This is a genomic window from Dorea sp. ICN-14282 (genome assembly GCF_037890115.1).
Lineage (GTDB): Bacteria > Bacillota > Clostridia > Lachnospirales > Lachnospiraceae > Dorea_B > Dorea_B phocaeensis.
On the sequence record NZ_JBBKBH010000006.1, the window covers coordinates 37,139 to 55,541 of the forward strand.

The 18,403-nt window shown below is 44.5% G+C and carries 6 protein-coding genes, 7 tRNA genes and 1 pseudogene; 2 read left to right on the forward strand and 12 right to left on the reverse strand.

Annotated features, from left to right (window positions below; genetic code table 11):
- Positions 1 to 116: 116 nt before the first annotated feature.
- The 5 genes from WKT00_RS11475 to WKT00_RS11495 all read right to left on the reverse strand — a co-directional run bounded on the left by WKT00_RS11475 (position 117) and on the right by WKT00_RS11495 (position 16,451).
- Positions 117 to 4,361 (reverse strand): beta-L-arabinofuranosidase domain-containing protein, encoded by a 4,245-nt coding sequence (locus WKT00_RS11475; RefSeq protein ID WP_340263745.1) that lies wholly within the window; start codon positions 4,359 to 4,361, stop codon positions 117 to 119.
- A 192-nt stretch (positions 4,362 to 4,553) separates the two neighbouring features.
- Positions 4,554 to 7,487 carry a LamG-like jellyroll fold domain-containing protein gene (locus tag WKT00_RS11480; protein WP_340263747.1) on the reverse strand — a complete coding sequence of 978 codons (2,934 nt, stop codon included), beginning with the start codon at positions 7,485 to 7,487 and terminating at the stop codon, positions 4,554 to 4,556.
- 28 nt (positions 7,488 to 7,515) lie between these two features.
- On the reverse strand, positions 7,516 to 9,438 hold the full coding sequence (locus WKT00_RS11485) for a family 43 glycosylhydrolase (RefSeq protein ID WP_101696106.1): 1,923 nt from the start codon (positions 9,436 to 9,438) through the stop codon (positions 7,516 to 7,518).
- Between the two features lie 3 nt (positions 9,439 to 9,441).
- Positions 9,442 to 15,726, reverse strand: coding sequence for a family 43 glycosylhydrolase (locus tag WKT00_RS11490; protein ID WP_340263749.1), 6,285 nt, complete (start codon positions 15,724 to 15,726; stop codon positions 9,442 to 9,444).
- A 251-nt stretch (positions 15,727 to 15,977) separates the two neighbouring features.
- Positions 15,978 to 16,451, reverse strand: a complete 474-nt coding sequence (locus WKT00_RS11495) for a hypothetical protein (protein WP_145995120.1) — start codon at positions 16,449 to 16,451, stop codon at positions 15,978 to 15,980.
- A 122-nt stretch (positions 16,452 to 16,573) separates the two neighbouring features.
- On the opposite strand from WKT00_RS11495, the gene WKT00_RS11500 reads away from it, so the two are divergent.
- Together WKT00_RS11500 and WKT00_RS11505 are read left to right on the forward strand one after the other, a co-directional pair.
- On the forward strand, positions 16,574 to 17,101 hold the full coding sequence (locus WKT00_RS11500; RefSeq protein ID WP_101696109.1) for a LytTR family DNA-binding domain-containing protein: 528 nt from the start codon (positions 16,574 to 16,576) through the stop codon (positions 17,099 to 17,101).
- Positions 17,102 to 17,224: 123 nt separating this feature from the next.
- Positions 17,225 to 17,449 (forward strand): annotated as a pseudogene (locus WKT00_RS11505) (transposase zinc-binding domain-containing protein); the annotation flags it as partial.
- A 296-nt stretch (positions 17,450 to 17,745) separates the two neighbouring features.
- On the opposite strand, the gene WKT00_RS11510 reads toward WKT00_RS11505, so the two are convergent.
- The 7 genes from WKT00_RS11510 to WKT00_RS11540 all read right to left on the reverse strand — a co-directional run bounded on the left by WKT00_RS11510 (position 17,746) and on the right by WKT00_RS11540 (position 18,384).
- Positions 17,746 to 17,818, reverse strand: a tRNA-Lys gene (locus tag WKT00_RS11510).
- 24 nt (positions 17,819 to 17,842) lie between these two features.
- A tRNA-Phe gene (locus tag WKT00_RS11515) sits at positions 17,843 to 17,915 on the reverse strand.
- Positions 17,916 to 17,918: 3 nt separating this feature from the next.
- Positions 17,919 to 17,992, reverse strand: a tRNA-Met gene (locus tag WKT00_RS11520).
- Between the two features lie 30 nt (positions 17,993 to 18,022).
- Positions 18,023 to 18,095, reverse strand: a tRNA-Thr gene (locus WKT00_RS11525).
- 43 nt (positions 18,096 to 18,138) lie between these two features.
- Positions 18,139 to 18,220, reverse strand: a tRNA-Tyr gene (locus WKT00_RS11530).
- A gap of 10 nt (positions 18,221 to 18,230) precedes the next feature.
- Positions 18,231 to 18,303 (reverse strand) — tRNA-Val (locus WKT00_RS11535).
- Between the two features lie 7 nt (positions 18,304 to 18,310).
- A tRNA-Asp gene (locus WKT00_RS11540) sits at positions 18,311 to 18,384 on the reverse strand.
- Between the last annotated feature and the right edge of the window lie 19 nt (positions 18,385 to 18,403).

Consider the following 18,403-nt stretch of genomic DNA (forward strand, 5'->3'; position numbering starts at 1 on the left):
CCTTTCCCTTTCTATAGATTTCGGTTTTGATTTCTTTCACACTTCCTCGATCGCCCCCTTTGTTTTTAAGGCTGCGCAAGGAAACTTCCTTACGCAGCTTTCGTTTCGTTATTACATTAAGCTCTCCGTTTGCGAATCACCAGCGCTAATGCGCCTGCGCTTCCCAGTAAGAAGAGCATGATGCCCGGATCTGCTTCATCGCCTGTCTTCACTTTGCCAGCCTGATTTGCACTGTTTTTATCAGCGCTTCCAGTATTTCCGGCTCCCGGCTTTCCGGTGTTTCCTGTATTTCCACTGTCTCCACCCGGTTTGTTGCCGTCACCGCCTGGCTTATTGCCATCATCTCCGCCTGGCTTGTTACCGTCATCTCCGCCGCCTGGATTCTCCGGCTCTTTCTCCAGTCCGTCGACGGCTTTCTGAAGTGCTTTTACTGCATCTTCTACATCCTGCTTCGTCTCCACAGTATTCATAGCATCCTGGGCTGCCTTGATGGCATCCTGAAGAGCCTGATAGCTCTCTTGTGTGTAGCCTTCCGCCTGAATTGCCATGGCTTCTTCGATCTTATTCATCAGAGGCGTTTTGTCCACCTCTGGCACAGCCTCTTCTACCTTTCTAATCGTTACCTGATAGTCTTTGGCTGTCACATGATCCTGTGCTTTTGTCGTAATGGAAACGACCGTCTCATCACCTGTCAGACCGATCTTTCTTGGATGCTTATCATCAATCAAAATATCGCCTACATAGACCAGACCGCTTTCCATCTTCGGTGTCGCAAGCATGTTCACGCTTTCTGTATCCATTGGTACTTCCAGCACATACTCTGTCTTCTCCGGTGCAAAGCCTTCCGTTAACTTACCGGTGTCGAAAGACAAAGCCTTCAAACTTGCATCGGTGTCATACTCTGCGGAAGTGGAAGTTCTGATTCCAAACAGTCCTCCTACGAAACTATTGTATTCCGGACGGGACTGGAATCTTACAGTTACCTTGCCACCTTTGGCATTGTCGATAATTTCCTTTGGTATCTCTACCGTATGGGTATAGAATTCATTTGCGGATGGAGCGTCGCTGTAATCATAAGGACAATCCAGTACGGTTCCGTCTACCATGATGTCAAATTTTCTTCCGCGGTCTCCGGAGAAGAATACGCAGTTCAGATAGTTGTGTTCTGCATTCGGATCAATCTTCATATCATAGCTGAACCATCCGTTTGTCTTACCGTCACGATAAGTTTTTCCAAGATGAGAACCTACCTGTGTATTTTCACCCTGCTGGTTCTTTACCGCCTCTGAGTTATTGGCGTCAAAGCTGTCCAGATAGTCGATACTCATTTCCTGATCCCGGATCACCTGCTTATTTGCCAGGATACGATCCTGAGATGCCTGAGAGTCCGGCTCTTCCATATACATGTAGATACCGTAACGCTCTTTATATCTCATATAATGTGGAGAGTAAACCAGTGTCTCAGACTCGGAGTCCACATTCTTAAGCGCGAACTGGATTTCTCCATTCTCTCCATCTTCCATCCGAACCATATTTTCATTCAGGTTCGTAAGCCATTCATCTGGGCTCATATTCTGCGTGGTGATAACCGTCTGTGCTTTTGGATCAAAGGTTCCAACTCTTACCAGGATTCCGTTTGGATTGGAAGCTTCGATATTATTTGTCGTCAGTTTTGCACTCAGTACGATTGGGCCGTACTTGAATGCAATCAGATTCGGTTTATCCGGCATCGGATATGCCACCATCTGCATTGGCATCTGATAGGTCACCTTATCGCCGCTCTTTACTGTAACCTTGAAGTATCCATTTTCTTCCTGAAGGTCTGCCTTTTTATCGTTCACCTTGATCACAGCTTCTCCTGCTAACCAGTCTGGTTTCCGAAGCCGTAATACGGTTCCTGCCTTTGCTTCTTTTACTTCAAAGGTCACCGTGTCTTCATTTGGCATATTGGCGATCTGCTTGATATGGATTCCGTCCCGATTTAATTCGGAAGCCCAGAACATATGCACAGACACGCCGTCTTCATTCAACTGGTAAATATTGTCACCCAGCTTAGAGAAGTTCTCCATACCCGTTCCGGTACAGCACCAGAACTCGTCAAATGGACGGTTGAATACCTTATTGTATCCCGGCGCCATTGGCTGGAAATACATGGTGGTTCCTGTCTCCGGGTTCTGGGATGGCAGGATCGCATTCGTATAAGTTCTCTCGAAGTAATCCATATACTTCTTATCACCGGTCACATGATACAAAGCCTTGGACAGCTTCAGCATATTGTATGTATTACAGGTCTCACAGGTGGTACTTGCATCGTACTCACTCTTGGTTGCATCGTAACCGATCTTGTCTGCCTCATGGAAGTGCTCGGACTGGCTGTTGCCGCCTGTTACATAAGTGTGATGATCGATGGTAATATCCCAGAAGTTCTTCGCTGCTTCCAGATACATATTCAAGCTGTCTTTTTCTCCCTGAGACAGTGCATTGTAATATTCTTCATTCTCTGTCAGAACGGTGTAGCGCTTCACTGCACCGGTAAGCTTCGGAACGGTCGTGTTGGCATGCTTGCCGTTTAACACGTCCTGATTTGCCGCCAGCTGTTCAAACAGAGCAGTTTCATCAAAATATTCTGCTGCCGTCTTAAAGTGATCATTTCCAGTCAGATTGTAAAGCTCATAGAGGGCTTCATTCATTCCGCCGTACTCTGTTCTTAACATCTGATTCTTATCTGTCAGCATACTGAAACGGTTGTAGAGATATTCTCCAAATCCTTCTGCTACGCTAAGAGCTGTGCTCTTAAGTTCCGGATCATCTACATTCTTCGTTACATCCAGAAGTCCTGCCACCATCTTATGAAGGTTATAATATGGAACAAGCAGGTAATCTCCGCTCTGAATCTTAGTTCCTGCAAGTGGAACACCGTCCACTCTCTGCAGCCATTCTTCTGGGAATGGAGACACGTATCCTGCACTTTCGGGATGTGCTGCCCCATATGCACTCTGACAGGCTGCCAGTCCGTTCACCGCTTCGGAAATCTCGGTTTCTAATTGTTTCTTTGTCTCCCCGCTGCTGCTTAAGTAAGCCTGAGACAGCGCTGACATATAGTGTCCGAAGGAATGTCCACGGAAGTTATTATCCTTACCTCTCTCCCAGCCGCCATAGCCGGATTCTGTCGTCGGCTCTAAGCCTGCAAGCTTATACCATTCGTACAGGAATTTCTCAGAATCCAGACTTAATAAATATTCATTCTCTTTTTCTGCCGCATTGGAAAGCCATTCATCCTGAAGGCTTACGCTTCCCATAATGCTGTCCGGCTCTGCTTTCACTTCTTTCTTAGCAAGAACCGTAACCTCGAAGGTCTTCGTAACCTCCTTGCCACCTGCATAAGAGGCGGATGCTGTCAGCGTCACTTTTACGTTTTCTTCGCCAATCTCCGGACGTGTGACCTTGCCCTCTGCGCTGATCACATCTGGATTACTGGATTTCCAAGTGATATCAGAACCACTGGATCCCTTTGATGGAAGCATCATGTTGTTCTGAACCTCTGATGGAATGTTCAGCGCATTAAGATCTGCCTGTGCCACTCCTTCTTTATCAAAAGTCTGTCCGGATTCTTCATAGAGTCCGATAACTTCCTCCTGTGTTGCCACATCATTGAACAGCTGATATTCATCAATCACTGCGTTCAGATATCCTGCATTATACTTCGGACCATTGTAACCAATGGATTTCTCCATAGATGGATCTGAGCCAAGTACTCCGGTAGCCGTCTCACTCATTCCGTAGGTAATCGACGTCTTACATTTCGTTCCATTTCTATAGAAACAAATTTCTTTCGTCTCCTTATCGTAAGTAACTACTACATGAGTCCATTCTCCCGTTGGGAAGAATGCTGCACGATTTCCGTCTACACTTACCCGATACGGCTGTCCGTTCGTTGCTGCCGGTCCTACAGATAAGGTCAGTGGACGATTTCCATTCTCCATAGAAAGGTACCAGCCATCTGTATACCATTCATTCTTGTTCCAGGAGATCAATTGCTCCCCGTTTCCCATATCCTGATTAGGTTTCAGCCAAAATGACAGTGTCAAATTCTCTGGCTGAAGATCAGCTTCCGTTCCCAGCTTGACATAGCTTTTCCCATCCAGAGAAAGCCCTTGCCCTTTGACTCCTTCTGCATAGTTCTCCGCACCTCTTCCCATCACGACTGCATGAGAGCCGGCCGGATCACTTAAGCTGCCGTCAAAACTTAAGTCCAGCACCTGACCTGTCAATCCCCCTTCCGCTTCTACAGTCAGCGGAGAAAGGGGAGTCACCAGCATTGCCGCAGACAGCAGCATTGCCATGCTTTTTCCTCTTTTCATAACTTCTCCTTACCGGTATTATTGGTAACGTCTAGTAGACCAATTTATACCATTCTATACTTTTCTATTACACAGGATATTCTTTTTTTATCCACTCATAAATACAATAATTCTAGAAAAAGGTGAGAAAATTTTCACTTTTTCCTCACCTTCTTCAAAAAATACATTTTTTTATGATATTTGTTAGATTTTTTATCTGTTAGATTTCCGTTTTCTAACAGTCACGGTACATCCAGCTAAAGATGCGCCGATTAAGACTGTCCACAGCATCCAGTTTGCACTGTCTCCGGTCTTCACAGTTCCTGCCTGTGTTCCAGGTTTGCCTGCTGTACTTCCTGGCTTATTGCTGCCTGCGTTACCAGTATTTCCGGTATTTCCAGTGTTGCCATCACCAGTTCCTGGTTTGTTGTCTCCGCTTCCTGGTTTGCCAGTTGCCGGAATTACCTGAACATCTTTCTTCGCAGTACAGTTCTTACAGTGGATGGACTTGCTTCCATCTTCCGTCTCGGTTGCTTCTTTGTCGATGGTGTAATCATCTTCCCACTCATGCTCTGCCATTGGAAGTACGGTCTCTTCTTCACTGATTTCAAGGGTTCCTTCTGCATCACTGAAGTATTTTCCACAGTCTGCACAGTACCAGTATTCAATATTTCCTTCAGAAGTACAGGTTGGCTCTACGCCGTCTGTCTTCTTCAAGTCATGCACATGTGCCGGAGGTGCGTCTTTTGTTACTTCCACTGCAGTAGAATATTCCATTGCGAATCCGCCGTATACCGGTACGTCTTCATTTGCAGTTACGGTTGCAGTTACCACTGCTTTTCCTTCTCCTACTGCCGTAAGGCTACCGTCTGCGTAAGTCACAACCTTGTCATCTTCGCTTTCGTAGGTTACGGTTACCAGAGCCTGAACTGCTTCTGGAAGAACGAAGAGTTCCTGTGTCTCTCCTTCTTTTAAGCTTACCTTCGCTGCCGGTTCTGCAATCAGATCAAACGGATTGTCAACATGATCGTAAGACATCTCTTCCATCGCACGTTTCAGATTCTCATATGCTGCTGCGATTCCTTCATAAGTCGGATTCTTCACTGCTTCTTCTGCTGCCGCAATGGATTCATTTAATCTCTGCTTTGATACTTCGGAAAGTCCGGTCTGATCCATTTCTTTTGCTTTTTTGATCAGATCATTAAGCTCTGTTACATCAAGCGCTTTTACCGTTACCGTGAAGGATGCTTCTCCGGTAAGAACTCCGCCTGCAACTTTTGCAGTTACAGCTACTTCTGTATCCTTTGCCGGAACGGAAATGGTTCCGTCTGCCGCAACCACATCTTCGTTGCTGCTGCTCCAGTCAAGCTTGATGCCTTCCACAGCTGTTGGAAGCGCCAGGTTGTAGTAGATCTCATCTGCGCTCTTGTTCTGTCCCAGAATATCCTTAACCGTCAATTCACGCTTCAAAGTTTCCTGTGCCTTCTTGCTGAATTCTTCTGCTGCCTGATTCTGTACTTCCTCTTCTGTCATTGCAACGCTGTAGATCTTCACGTCATCCATCAGACCTTCATACTCTGCGTCCCAGTTGTTAACACCCAGGTAGATATCCTGATTTACTCCGGATAATGGATTATTGCTGTCTGCGGTTCCCAGACAAATTCCATCCAGGTATACACTGACCTTTCCGCTCGTTCCTGTCATGGTGATCTGGTGCCACTCTTTTCTTCCAATCTCTGGATTGAAGAGAGTCGTATGTGTACCATAGATGCCGCCCTTTGCCCAGACCTTGCACTTATCAGACTCATAAGCGCGTCCGGAGATGGATATCCAATTTTCTGGATTATGGTGTCCAAGGAACATTACGACTTGATTTTCTACCAAGCCTGCATCTGCTTTTACCCATGCGGAAACGGTATAATCATTTCCAAGGTTTTCCTGGTTAAGCTTCAATCCATACTTTCCAAGCTGAACAGCTTTCCCTGTACGGCCTTCTTTATAGACAACTTCTCCAGTATAGTTTTTCAGTCCAGTTACGATTGCAGAAGCTTCTTTTGCGCCTGCCACACCGTTTGTCAGATTTTCTTCAAAATCAAAGGATGCTTTCAGCTGACTGTTTAAGTTATCTTCTACATGAACCTTCGTCTCTGCTGTCTTTTTCACCTTACCAAGGGTTACTGTCGTTGTGATCGTCGTATCTCCTGCTTTTTTCGCGGTTACGACGCCATTTTCATCGACCTCAGCTACTTCTTTATCTTTACTTTCGTAGGTGGCTTTCGCTCCTGCTTCCACTGCTACCGCCGGGATATTCACCGTAATCTGCTCGATTCTTCCCTTCAGGGTATTGATGGACTCTGTTGCGGTGATGCCTTCCTGATCGAAAATGTCTTCTGCTGTGATCTCCGGGTTATAAAGCTGCAGTACTTCTGAGTCTGTCAGCTTCCGATTGTAGACCTTAACATCGTCTACCAAGCCTTTAAATTCCGTATCCCAGTTATTAACACCAAGGTAAATGTCCTGATTATCTCCGGTCAGCGGTGCGATACTTCCGCCAGATCCAACTGCCTTTCCATCCAAATAAGCAGTTACTCCGGCGTTAGATCCTGTCACTGTCAGACAGTGCCAGTTCGCATCAATATCAAAGTTACCGAATCCTGCCCATCCAAAGCTCTGGTTGTTGCCGCTTCCATTGGTCCAGAACTTGCAGGTTGCACTTCCTGCCGTCTCCGGTCCTGCCACTGCAAGCCACTTCTCCGGGCTGTGATATCCCAAGAACAGAACTGCTTCATTCTTATCGAATACACCGTCTGGCTTCAGCCACATGGATACGGTAAAGTTATCGCCAAGATTTTTCTGGTTTAATTGTAATCCATACTCGCCCAGACGAACCGCCTGCCCTTTGTCCTTGTCTCCAGCTTCAAATACCGGCTGACCGCTGTAATCTTTCAATCCTGTTACAACAGCCTTAGCCTGTCCCTGTCCATCGACGCCGTTTGCAAGCTGACCGTCGTTAAAGTCATAAGATGCAACCAGCCCTTCTGTAAGGGATTTCCCTTCCGCCTTTACGGACGCCTGACCAGGAACGATAACAGAGGACATAACCAGCGCGCCTGCAAGACAGGCTGCCATGAGTTTCTTTTTCTTCATCTCTTCCTTCTCCTTTCCCTTTGTCCGCTTAACGGTAGTTTTCTTCTACAACGGTGATCTTCACATTCTTGGTATACTCCGTGCCGTCATAATGATAAGTAACCTCTAATGTCTTCTCACCAGGTTTCTTCATATCAAGATCCGCTGCATTGGTCTCGTAATCTTTCACTGCTTCCGTCTTTCCATTTGGAAGAGTTACAATGACACGCATATCGTCAGTATTCAGTTTCTCTCCGACCGTATAGAATCTTGTGGTCTTTAATACTTCTGCATTCTGAGCTGCCTGTGCCTCATCGTTCTTCGCCTCTGTTGATACGAAGAAGGTTGCCTCTTCTTTTTCTGTATCTTTAGAAACGAAAAGTTTTCCTTCTCTGCTTACCAGATAATATCCCGGATAAACTACACTTTCAAAGGTCACGCCGTATCCTGCCAGTCCTTCTACTGTCTTAAATGTCATGCGGTTTGCTTCATCCTCCGTTCCGCCTGCATCCTGTGCAAGTACAACCGGAGCTGTTCCGTTATCATCAAGCGCTACTTTCAGATACATACCCGGCTTGTAGTTAGACTCGATCGACACATACTCTGCCTTATTCTTGTCTGCTTTACCTGGAACGATCTCCCATTCTCTCTCTTCGCTTCCTGCATAGAAGTCAGCAATGACTTCCTTGCTTCCGCCAATGGAGCCAAAGCTTCCCGGATTCCAGTCGGTCATCGGATACTGCTTGTCATCTGTCGTATTCTCAAATGTCTCGCTTGCGATATAGTTTCCATTCCAGTCTGTGATCTTGCTGATAGTTCCAGTAAGTCCTATTGCCGTCTTCTTGATCGGATCAATGCTTCCGTCTGCATTGATATCGAACTTCTCCACACAAGCAACTCTTCGGAAACCGCTTCCGTGCGGCATACTTCCGTCATGGTAAACGAAATATGGCTGACCCTTAAAGTTAAATACTGCCATATGGTTCGTGTTTGCCGTTGCGGAGGGTTCCATGATGACGCCGCCAAAGTCCCAATCATTACTCATAATGTCATCGGTGGTAGCATATGCCATCTGCTCTCTCCAGTCACAGGCAAAGAACATGTAATATGGTCCAAAATAATTGCCGTTCTCATCCTGCTGACGATAGTAATAAGGAGCCTCTGTAAAAGAATGTCCCTCGAATTTATCTTTATCGCTGAAGATCTCTTTGCCGTTCATCTTTCCGACAACAATGTCATGGCCTTTTCCATAACCAACGGAAAGATTATCTTTATTACCATCCTGATCCTTGATGGAAATCATATCTTCATTTAACTCACATACGAAGAAACGGTTGTTTCCCCATCCAAGGTAACGATGTTCTTCACCGTTCTCATCTGTCTCAATCCATACCGTTGGATCAATGTCTTCCCATGAATGCGGTCCGTTTGGTGTCTGGGTATCGCTGACAAGCGGTTTTCCAATGTCTTTAAATGGACCCGTTGCCTTGTCAGAAACTGCTACACCAATGGATTTTCCAGGTCTTCCTGCCTCTTCACAGCAATAATAGAAATAATATTTTCCGTTGCTTCCTTTGGTAACCTGTGCTGCCCATGCAGATACATCATCCTGTGCCCAGGTGATGTTGGATCTATCTGCTTTTAAAATCATACTCTCATACTTCCAGGTCTTCATATCCTTGGAAGAATAACATCTCCAATCCGGCATATTGTAATATTCTCCCGTGGAAGTATCATGGCCTACATAGCAGTATACGGTGTCCCCGTCCACCAAAATGGACGGGTCACCACCGTATAAAATGTTTCCATCTGCATCAAAGCCAAGCATCGGGTTACCAGAATTACTCTTATTCAATTCCTTCACCACAGGCGCGGCAGCTTCCGCTGCCTGTGCCTTCATCAGTGCAGGTTCTGCTAACAAAGCCACGCCTGTAAGCATAGCCAGTGCTCCTGCAATTGCTTTTCTTTTCATGCACTAACTCCTTTTTCTTTTCATAACCAGTACGATTGCTGCACCTGCTGCTACCAGTAATACGACTGCAACTCCGATTGGTGCAACATCTCCGGTCTTCACTCCAGCTGGGTTCTTCGAAACGACGCCCTGACTTGCATTTCCCTGGTTTCCGTTCGGATTCTCGCCGCCTGGGTTACCGCTTGTTCCTTTTTCTTTTACAGTTACAGTGAAGGATGCTGTCTTTCCTGCATAGGTTACGGTAATCACCTGAGCTCCAGCCTGATCCTTATTGTATCCTTCTACTGTTACTTCACTAAGGTCAACCGTTACTTCACGTCCGTCTCCGTAAACAGCTGTTACCACCATTCCAGTAAGATCAAGTTCTTCACCCTTCTGGTATTCTACCTTCGTTGGTGCTGTCACTTTGATGAAATCAAGAACGTCTGGATTGCCGCTTTCTTCTTTTACAGTAACATCGAATGTTGCTGTCTTTCCTTCGTATGTTACGGTGATCGTCTGCGGTCCAACCTGATCTTTGTTGTATCCTTCGATTGTTACATCATTAAGATCAACTACTGCCTCTTTTCCATCGCTATAAATGGCTGTTACAACCATTCCTGTCAGATCAAGCTCTTCACCCTTCTGGTATTCTACCTTCGTTGGTGCTGTTACGTTGATAGACTCTAACTTACCTTCTTCTGCTTTCTCTTTCACAGTTACGGTAAATGTTGCTGTCTTTCCTTCGTATGTTACGGTAATTGTCTGGGTTCCAACCTGATTCTTGTCGTAGCCTTCTACCTTCACATCCTTCAGATCAACCTCAACTTCACGGTTATCGCTGTAAACTGCCTTTACAACCATTCCAGTAAGATCAAGCTCTTCGCCTTCCTGATATTCCGTCTTAGCCGGTGGTGTTACCTTGATAGAAGCTAAGGTAATCTCCTCCTTTGGAACCAGTGCGTTCATTGCGTCGCGAAGTGCCTGTGCTGCTGCATCTGCTTCTGCTGTTGTTGTCACAGTGTCAAGAGCTGCTTTTGCTGTATTCAGGGCTTCTTCAAATGCTGCGTAGCTTTCTTCTGTATAATCTTCTGGATTCAATGCTTCTCCGTCTGCAATTGCTTTCTCAAGCTGATACTTATCTACGTAGTCAGCATTGCCCCATTTTCTCTGAAGTGCGCTGTACTCAGATGCTGTTACCGGCATTACATAACCATGACGGAACTTGCTTCCGCTTGGGAAGGAGTATTCGCCCTCATCCAGCATTCTGAATTCACCAGACTCCAGATCTGTTGTAATCAGTGGATAGTATCCCTGTCCTCTTGCGAAGCGGTCTACCATCAGACACCACTGATCTTTTCCATCTGCTGATTTCTCATTCATCTTGAAGATGATTGGTCCTTCTACAGCGCCCTGTGCTGCCATCAGATCTGTAGACAGAGTCTGGGATGGAATTTCTGTAAATTTACCAAGAACTGCATCAGACTTATCGATCACGGTAGTTCCCTTGCTCTCATTCTTGGTATAACGGTAATATGTTCCGTTATGCTCGATCATGGTAGAGTCGATTACCTTCACGATCTTTCCGTTTGCATCTGTTCCGCCGTCACGATAAAGTTTCGGCTCTGTAAATGTACGGAAATCTCTTGTCTTACAGTAGTAAATTGCATGGTTCTCGAATTCCTGTGTTACATTTTCATTTTCATCTACTTCCAGTTTTGTTGCAGACCAGTATACTACGTACTCTCCGGTCTTCTCGTCGTAAATGAATTCTGGTGCCCATGTACATCCTGCTCCTTCCGGTGCAATCTCAGATAACCATGGCTCGCTCCAGTTTACAAGGTCGTCAGACTCCCACACAACGATGCTGTGACTTCCGCTTCCGCCAGCGCCCCCCCAGTCAACAGCGCCTTCATTGTGGTTGTCTCCTCCTTTGTTGGTTGCAATACTTAAGTCTGTTGCGATCATATAGAACTTGTCGCCTTCCGGTGAACGTGCAATGTAGTGATCACGAAGTCCGCTCTCACCGATGTTGCTTGTCAGTACCGGATTATTCTTATTTAAGTTCTCCCAGTTCAGTCCGTCTTTACTCAGTGAGAAATAGGTCTGTTCCTGATTGATATTCTCTTCTGTTCCGTTGAAACGAACGAACAGATATCCTACATAATCGTCTTCTTTTACTTCCTTCGGAGCAGCTTTTACCGTCACCTCGTATGTCTTGGTGATGGATTCGCTTCCCTTCTTGGAAAATTCTGCAGTCAGAGTTACTTTTGTATCCTCTTTCTGTCTTGTTACCACTCCTGCCGGAGTCGCATCGTATCCGTTGTTATCCTTCGCTTTTGTACTAATTACTTTTTCATTGGAAGAAGTCCACTTAATAGATACACCGTTCTTCTCTGCCGGAAGGGTAATATTTCCTTTGATGCTGTCTGCATTCGGAATCACAACACTATCGGCTACCATAGCAACCGCACCCATCATTTCCTTACGTGCTGTCTCATCCTTCTCTGTGAAGTTCTTAACTTCCTCATCTGTCATTGCCCAGTCATATACTTTTACATTATCGTAATAAGCACGGAAGTATTTGTCTGGATTTGTTGGCATAGTCTCTTCGTTATAAAGAGATTTTCCAAGGTATGCAATCAGGTTCTCACCAAGATCTGTCATGGAAATACCCGTACTATTGTTGGATGCAATCTTCTTTCCGTTGCGATAAACTTCTAAAGAATTCTGGGTTACAACAATCTTGATATTCTGCCATACCCGGCTGTTGTTCGGATATGCGCCTGACTGAATCGCCTGGCTTTCATTCTGATAAGAAGTTGTAGAGATCGCGGTCTTAACCTTATTTGGCTCTACCTTCAAGAACAAATATTTATTATTGTCCTGTCCTACGCCAAAGGTAAAGTAGTTACCAGATCTTGTTACTTCTTTTACATCCATGGAAATGGTCATACGATCTTTTCCATCGAAGAATCCCTGTGGGAATGTAAGGAACGCATTATGTCCGTTTACTTTCTTGTCTCCGTCAAGGTATAATACCTGTCCGTATTCTTTATCCCATACGTAGGATGCTCCTTCGCTTAAGGATGCATTCTTGTCTTTGTCTTTTCCGGTGTCTGCTACACCTGTCTCAGCATTATATTCCTCATCAAACTTGTATTCCAAAGAAGGAGTGGTATCTGCTGCTTCACCTTTCACAGTAACCTTGATACTTGTCTTGCCTTCTTTTGCGAATTCCTTCTCTGACATGTTGAGGATCGGCATACCGTCTTTATCGTAGAATACCGGTTTGATATATGCATGACGACATGGGTCATACAATGGATCTCCGCTGTGTCCCTTATGTGCTGCTGTCGGTCTTGCGTGGTATACGATAATCTGGTTTCCATGCTCATCAACGGTAAAGGAGTTGTGTCCCGGTCCGGATACCTCATCATTGAAATCGGTACTCGTCATGATTGGGTATGGGTTCTTGGTCCAGTTGTCAGGATTTGTTAAATCGTCTCCTGCCTTACCGCTAAGAAGTCCGATACAGTATTCAGAACCTGTTCCGGAAGCAGAGTAAGCAAGGTATACATTGTCATCTCTCTGAATGACTGCTGCACCTTCATTTACCCGGAAACGTACATTCTCCCAGAAGTACTCTGGTACCGTGATTACAGATGCTTTACTTGTCAGCTGTGTCGGATTGCTTGGATCAATCGTCGCAATGTAGAGACTGGAAATTCCTTCCGGGTTCGCTTCATTTCTTGTAAAGTCTGCCCAGCAAAGATAATGTCTTCCACCTGCTTCAAAATAAGTCATATCAAGAGACATCGCATTCAGACAGTTCTTTTCATCGCCTGGCATTGCTTTTACGTCTCCTGCCATCTCCCAGCTAGCCGGATTCATCATATCATCGGAATTATTACATTTCACCATAAATGGACGAATGTTGAAGGTAGTTCCTGTTCCGCTGTTGATTCCTGCTGTACTTAAGTAGTACCAGCTGTCGCCAATCTTATGAAGCTCTGGCGCCCAGATAAATCTTCCTCTTGCCGGATCATCCTTCTCATCCCAGATTGTTACTTCCTCAGCCGTTGCCAGTCCTGCAACTGTCTTGGCTCTTCTAAGAACCAGTCTGTCGTAACCGTCTGGATCATTGCCTCCATTCATTGGATAAGAAGCTGTGAAGTAATAATAACCATCATCTTCATTGTATACAATATGCGGATCCGCTCTCTCTGGAATCAGCGGAGCATCTGCATCCGTATACTTGGTTCCAACGATTCCGTCTACGGTATAGGTTCCCGGACGATTGGTATCGATCTTCGCAATATCGTTCTCATCCCAGGTAATACCATAGGTCTTCTGTGTTCCGTCAGAGTAGGTTGCGGATGCTTCTGCGCCAGATTCTTTTGAGAGAAGCTCAGCGGAGAGTTCAGCGCCCTGATCCACTGTCACATCTTTTGCAGTAACCTTAAGTTCTGTATTGTATGGATTCTTGAATTTCTCAGCAACTTTTGTATACTCTGCTTTTGTAAGAGCCTCTTCTTCTGCCCATACAGCATCCTTTGGTGCATTCTCAACCTGCTTGATTTCATAGGAAGAAACTCCCTTATTCTCAAAGGTCTCGAAATCTGCTGTTGTTACAAGTGTTACGGTGTCTGCAGCCTGTACAAATACTTTGTATACCTGATCTGCACTGTCGTATACACAAGTCATTTTCTCAATCTTGTTTACCTCTGGAAGAGCTACACTTCTCTGATTCTCATAGGTAATAAGATCTTTGGAGTCATATAAGAGAACAGTGCCGCTTCCGCCGTCAGAAGCAATCATTCCGAAGCTTCCATCTGCTTTACGGAAAATAGAAGGCGCTGTGTATTTCTTTGCTCCGATAGAAGAATAAAGAATCGGCTGATCCTTATGAAGAACTTTATAGCCTTCTTCACCTTCTTCTGCAAGTTTCATACCGCCCTGGAAGCCATAGCCTTCAGATTCGATATTAGATGGAGCTTTGCTGCTTACATAAGCTGCAACGTCAGTTCCTTTACCGATTACGGTAAGTGGGAACTCTTTTGTTCCATCCTGTTTTGCACCATCTACCTTAATGGTAGCAACGAGTGTCACTACGACCGTTTCTTCGCCGCGTGTTACCACTGCTTTGCCATCTTTGATCTCAATGGCATCTCCGTCTTGGACTTTCCATGTAACTGTGGCATCTCCTACTTTTTCAGGAAGAGTGAAATCCTCGGAAACAAATCCTGCATTCAGGGTAAGCTCATTCGTGTAAGTAACCACATCCTCATCTGGATTCTTTGCCTTTACTACAATAGTAAATTCCTTGGTTACTATCACTTCTCCGCTCTTAAGCGTCGCAGTCATTACCACTTCTTCGTCCTTGTCACCTCTCGTTACTGTTCCGTCGTCTGCCATAACCTTTGGCTTGTTGGAAGACCATGTGATCTCCGTCAGACCGCTTCCTCCTGTTGTTGGAAGTACAATAGAACGATCCGTCTCTTCCGGAAGAGATAATGCTTCTTTGTCAAATGCCAGAACGTACTGTGCATACTGCTGGGTAATCTGATCTTTGTCAAGTGCAGTATCATAGATTCGGAAGTTATCAATTAATCCTTTTCCATATTCTCCATTCTTTCCCCAGGTAGCTTTACCAAAATACAGTACACTGTTTGCTCCAAGAATATCAGGAAGCTTAAATGCACTTACCTCTTTTCCAGCCTGCTGACCGTCAATGTAAAGCGTTACATCTTTCTCTGTATGAACGACGTCCACATGTACCCATTTGTTGTCATAGGCACTGACATTTGCCCATGCACTTAACGGTCTCTGTCCTCCATTGAAACGCTCTGCCACCAGATGATCTTTATCGGCACCAGGATTATGTAATGTTCCAATATAGTGCTCATTCTGATATGTCGTCTCGGATGCATCTCTTGCTGCGAAGAATCCCCAGTTAACATGATTCTTAGGCATTTTCGCATCGTAAGAAATTGTGAGCTCATTCAGTCCAGTCAGAAGACTTTCTCCTGCAGGAGTTTTGATATCCAGCCATTGGTTCTTTCCATTTAAGGACAAGGCCTTTCCTCCTCCTGCATGGCTGTCTGAGAGCCCGTAGGTTCCGGTAGCTTTCGCTGAATCTGTGACAATCTCCTGATTCGCATTCAGATTTTCAAAATCAAAATCAACCAATGCTTTCGGGAGATCTGCTGCCTGAACTTCCTGAAGACCGCCAACTCCTGAAGGCAGCAATCCAGCAAGCATAGCAGATACAGTCAGCAAAGCTACGCCTCTTTTTGTCTTTTTCATAAATTCCCCTTTCTTCGGCGATAATAAAATTTTTGTGCATATTGCTGGAAATACGCCGATTATCTCATGAAACAGTATGCCATTTTCATCACGAAAGGGAAATTTACTTTCTTATCAGGTTTTATAATATTTTTGTGATCTTTTTGTGAAGTTTTAAGAAGGTTAGATTTCTTTTGATTTTTGTTAGATTTTTTAATCGGGGACGGAGTTTTTTGCATTTGTACACGTCCCCGATTAAATTTACCCTGTCCCTATTTGGACATTTTTCGACTCTTATACTCTACGATTCCTGTAATAGCAGCGATACTTCCTAACATAATCCACATTGCCGGAAAAGCTTTATCCCCAGTCTGTGGATTTGTCGAAGTCTTTCTTTTCTTCGATACTTCCGCTTTAGAATCATCGTCTCCTTCATTTGATGTTTGTCCACTAAGCTTTGGAATTACTTCATCGCGATATCCTCCGCAAACATTACAATAATACCGTATTACTCCTTCTGTTTCATTTGTTGCCGACTTAATAATCTCTCCTTCTGTAGAATATTCATGCTCATGGCTATCTGTAATCTCTACGCTAAGTGGAACATTCTTGTATTCATAATGAATGTAAGAATCATCCATCTCTTTTGTCTGTACGCTGCTCTCTGAAGTTCCAAGGAATTCGAAGTATCTGCTGATCGTACTCGTTTCATCTTTTTCTTCAATCGTTCTTCCTTGAATTGACATTCCTTTTGCTCCGTTGACACATGTCATTCCATCGACAACAGGATGTGCCCAGATTCCTGTTTCTCTTCTTCCGTTGTATCATCAAACCATAGTACATACGGCAGTTTTTCAGCCTCGCATGGATGGATGAAAAAACTTTTCTTTATACCAAACAGCGTGCAACCTATATTTGGAAATGGATAAACAATGAATTTAAACTTCTTCATCTTCATTGTACCATGACTAGAGATATTCCTCTCGTCGGAGATTTTAAGATCGAAGATATCCACACCTGTGAAAAGCCTGATCTTCGTTGGTATGATTATATGCTTCGAGTTGAAAATGAGCGTAATACTCAACGAAAACATATGACCTTGAAGGATAATAATGGAGATATTCATTACCTTCTTCCTGCTGAAATCCTTGGTGTATCTATTTCATACCGAGTAGCCACTGTTTATACTGCATCTGGAAACTTTTTTGTCCATCAGACACTTAATACAATTATGGATATTTTCCCAAATCTTATGAAGGTACACAAAAGTTGGCTTGTAAATCCAATCTATGTTAGACAGGTCAAACGTTATCAGATACTCTTAAGTAATGGCCTGGAAGTTCCTATCGGAAAAAGTAGATATAATGAAATCCGTGAACAATTGAAAATCAAATAGCAGAATTCTATTACAGATAATTTAGAAATAAAAAAATGTGCTGAGCACACTCTCAGCTCTCCTGCCCCTCATTCTTGAGGGGTGGGGGTTTTTCTTTGTGTTTCTTTATTGTAAAATAATTACATGAGTAATATATTACAAACTATTTTTATTGATTATTATGAGCATATCCTTTACGAACTTCATCCCAGACAAACTGAAGTTGAAAACATCTTCAAGATGACCCATTGTGGCGATCCATCCTATGGCGGTGCCTTTTTTGTCTGTCCAGATTGTGGTGAAATGAAATTTACTCCTTTTCGTTGTAAATCCCGTTTCTGTCCTACTTGTGGAAACATGTACAATGTTGGTGTTGGAAGTTTACCACAAAAAAACTGCACTATTTGAACGATACCGAAAAGTCATGGGATATGGATAAGTCCATAAGTACATGTACATTCGCAATCGTCAAACAGTGCAGCCACACCAAAAAACAAAAAGTTTCATAATCAAAGTCATCGCGAAATCGCCAACTTTCGCTCTTTTGTTATGCCCTTTTTTATTTCTCATACATTATACACTATTTTTTACGATTTGGGAAATTTCTTATAAAGAAAAAAATGAGTGAATCCAGTATTTACCGGATTCACTCTACTCATTCCTCGTGAGCGTGCGGGGATTCGAACCCCGGACAACTTGATTAAAAGTCAAGTGCTCTACCACCTGAGCTACACGCCCTTATTCAATTATCAGCAAATAAAATGCCCAGAGCCGGAATCGAACCAGCGACACGAGGATTTTCAGTCCTCTGCTCTACCGACTGAGCTATCTGGGCGGATTGCGGGGGCAGGATTTGAACCTACGACCTTCGGGTTATGAGCCCGACGAGCTTCCAGACTGCTCCACCCCGCGATATTGAATTTGTAGTCTTTTGAAAGACTAAGCCGATGATCGGACTCGAACCGATAACCTGCTGATTACAAATCAGCTGCTCTGCCAATTGAGCCACATCGGCACAAACCAGATTAATTGGCTTTAAATTGGAGATTATCTCCTAATGGATGGAGAAGGATTCGAACCTTCGAAGGCGTTGCCAACAGATTTACAGTCTGCCCCCTTTGGCCACTCGGGAATCCATCCTTAATTTAAGTGGGACCAATAGGGCTCGAACCTATGACCCTCTGCTTGTAAGGCAGATGCTCTCCCAGCTGAGCTATGATCCCATTTAAACGACCCAGAAGAGACTCGAACTCTCGACCTCCGCCGTGACAGGGCGGCGCTCTAACCAACTGAGCCACTGGGCCTTATTTAGAAGGTATGTAC

Excerpts from the sequence above, each read along its gene's own strand:
- WKT00_RS11500 (WP_101696109.1), top strand. The coding sequence starts at position 16,574 with ATGGATGAAAAAACTTTTCTTTATACCAAACAGCGTGCAACCTATATT.
- WKT00_RS11475 (WP_340263745.1), bottom strand. The coding sequence starts at position 4,361 with ATGAAAAGAGGAAAAAGCATGGCAATGCTGCTGTCTGCGGCAATGCTG.
- WKT00_RS11495 (WP_145995120.1), bottom strand. The coding sequence starts at position 16,451 with ATGTCAATTCAAGGAAGAACGATTGAAGAAAAAGATGAAACGAGTACG.
- WKT00_RS11485 (WP_101696106.1), bottom strand. The coding sequence starts at position 9,438 with ATGAAAAGAAAAGCAATTGCAGGAGCACTGGCTATGCTTACAGGCGTG.
- WKT00_RS11490 (WP_340263749.1), bottom strand. The coding sequence starts at position 15,726 with ATGAAAAAGACAAAAAGAGGCGTAGCTTTGCTGACTGTATCTGCTATG.
- WKT00_RS11480 (WP_340263747.1), bottom strand. The coding sequence starts at position 7,487 with ATGAAGAAAAAGAAACTCATGGCAGCCTGTCTTGCAGGCGCGCTGGTT.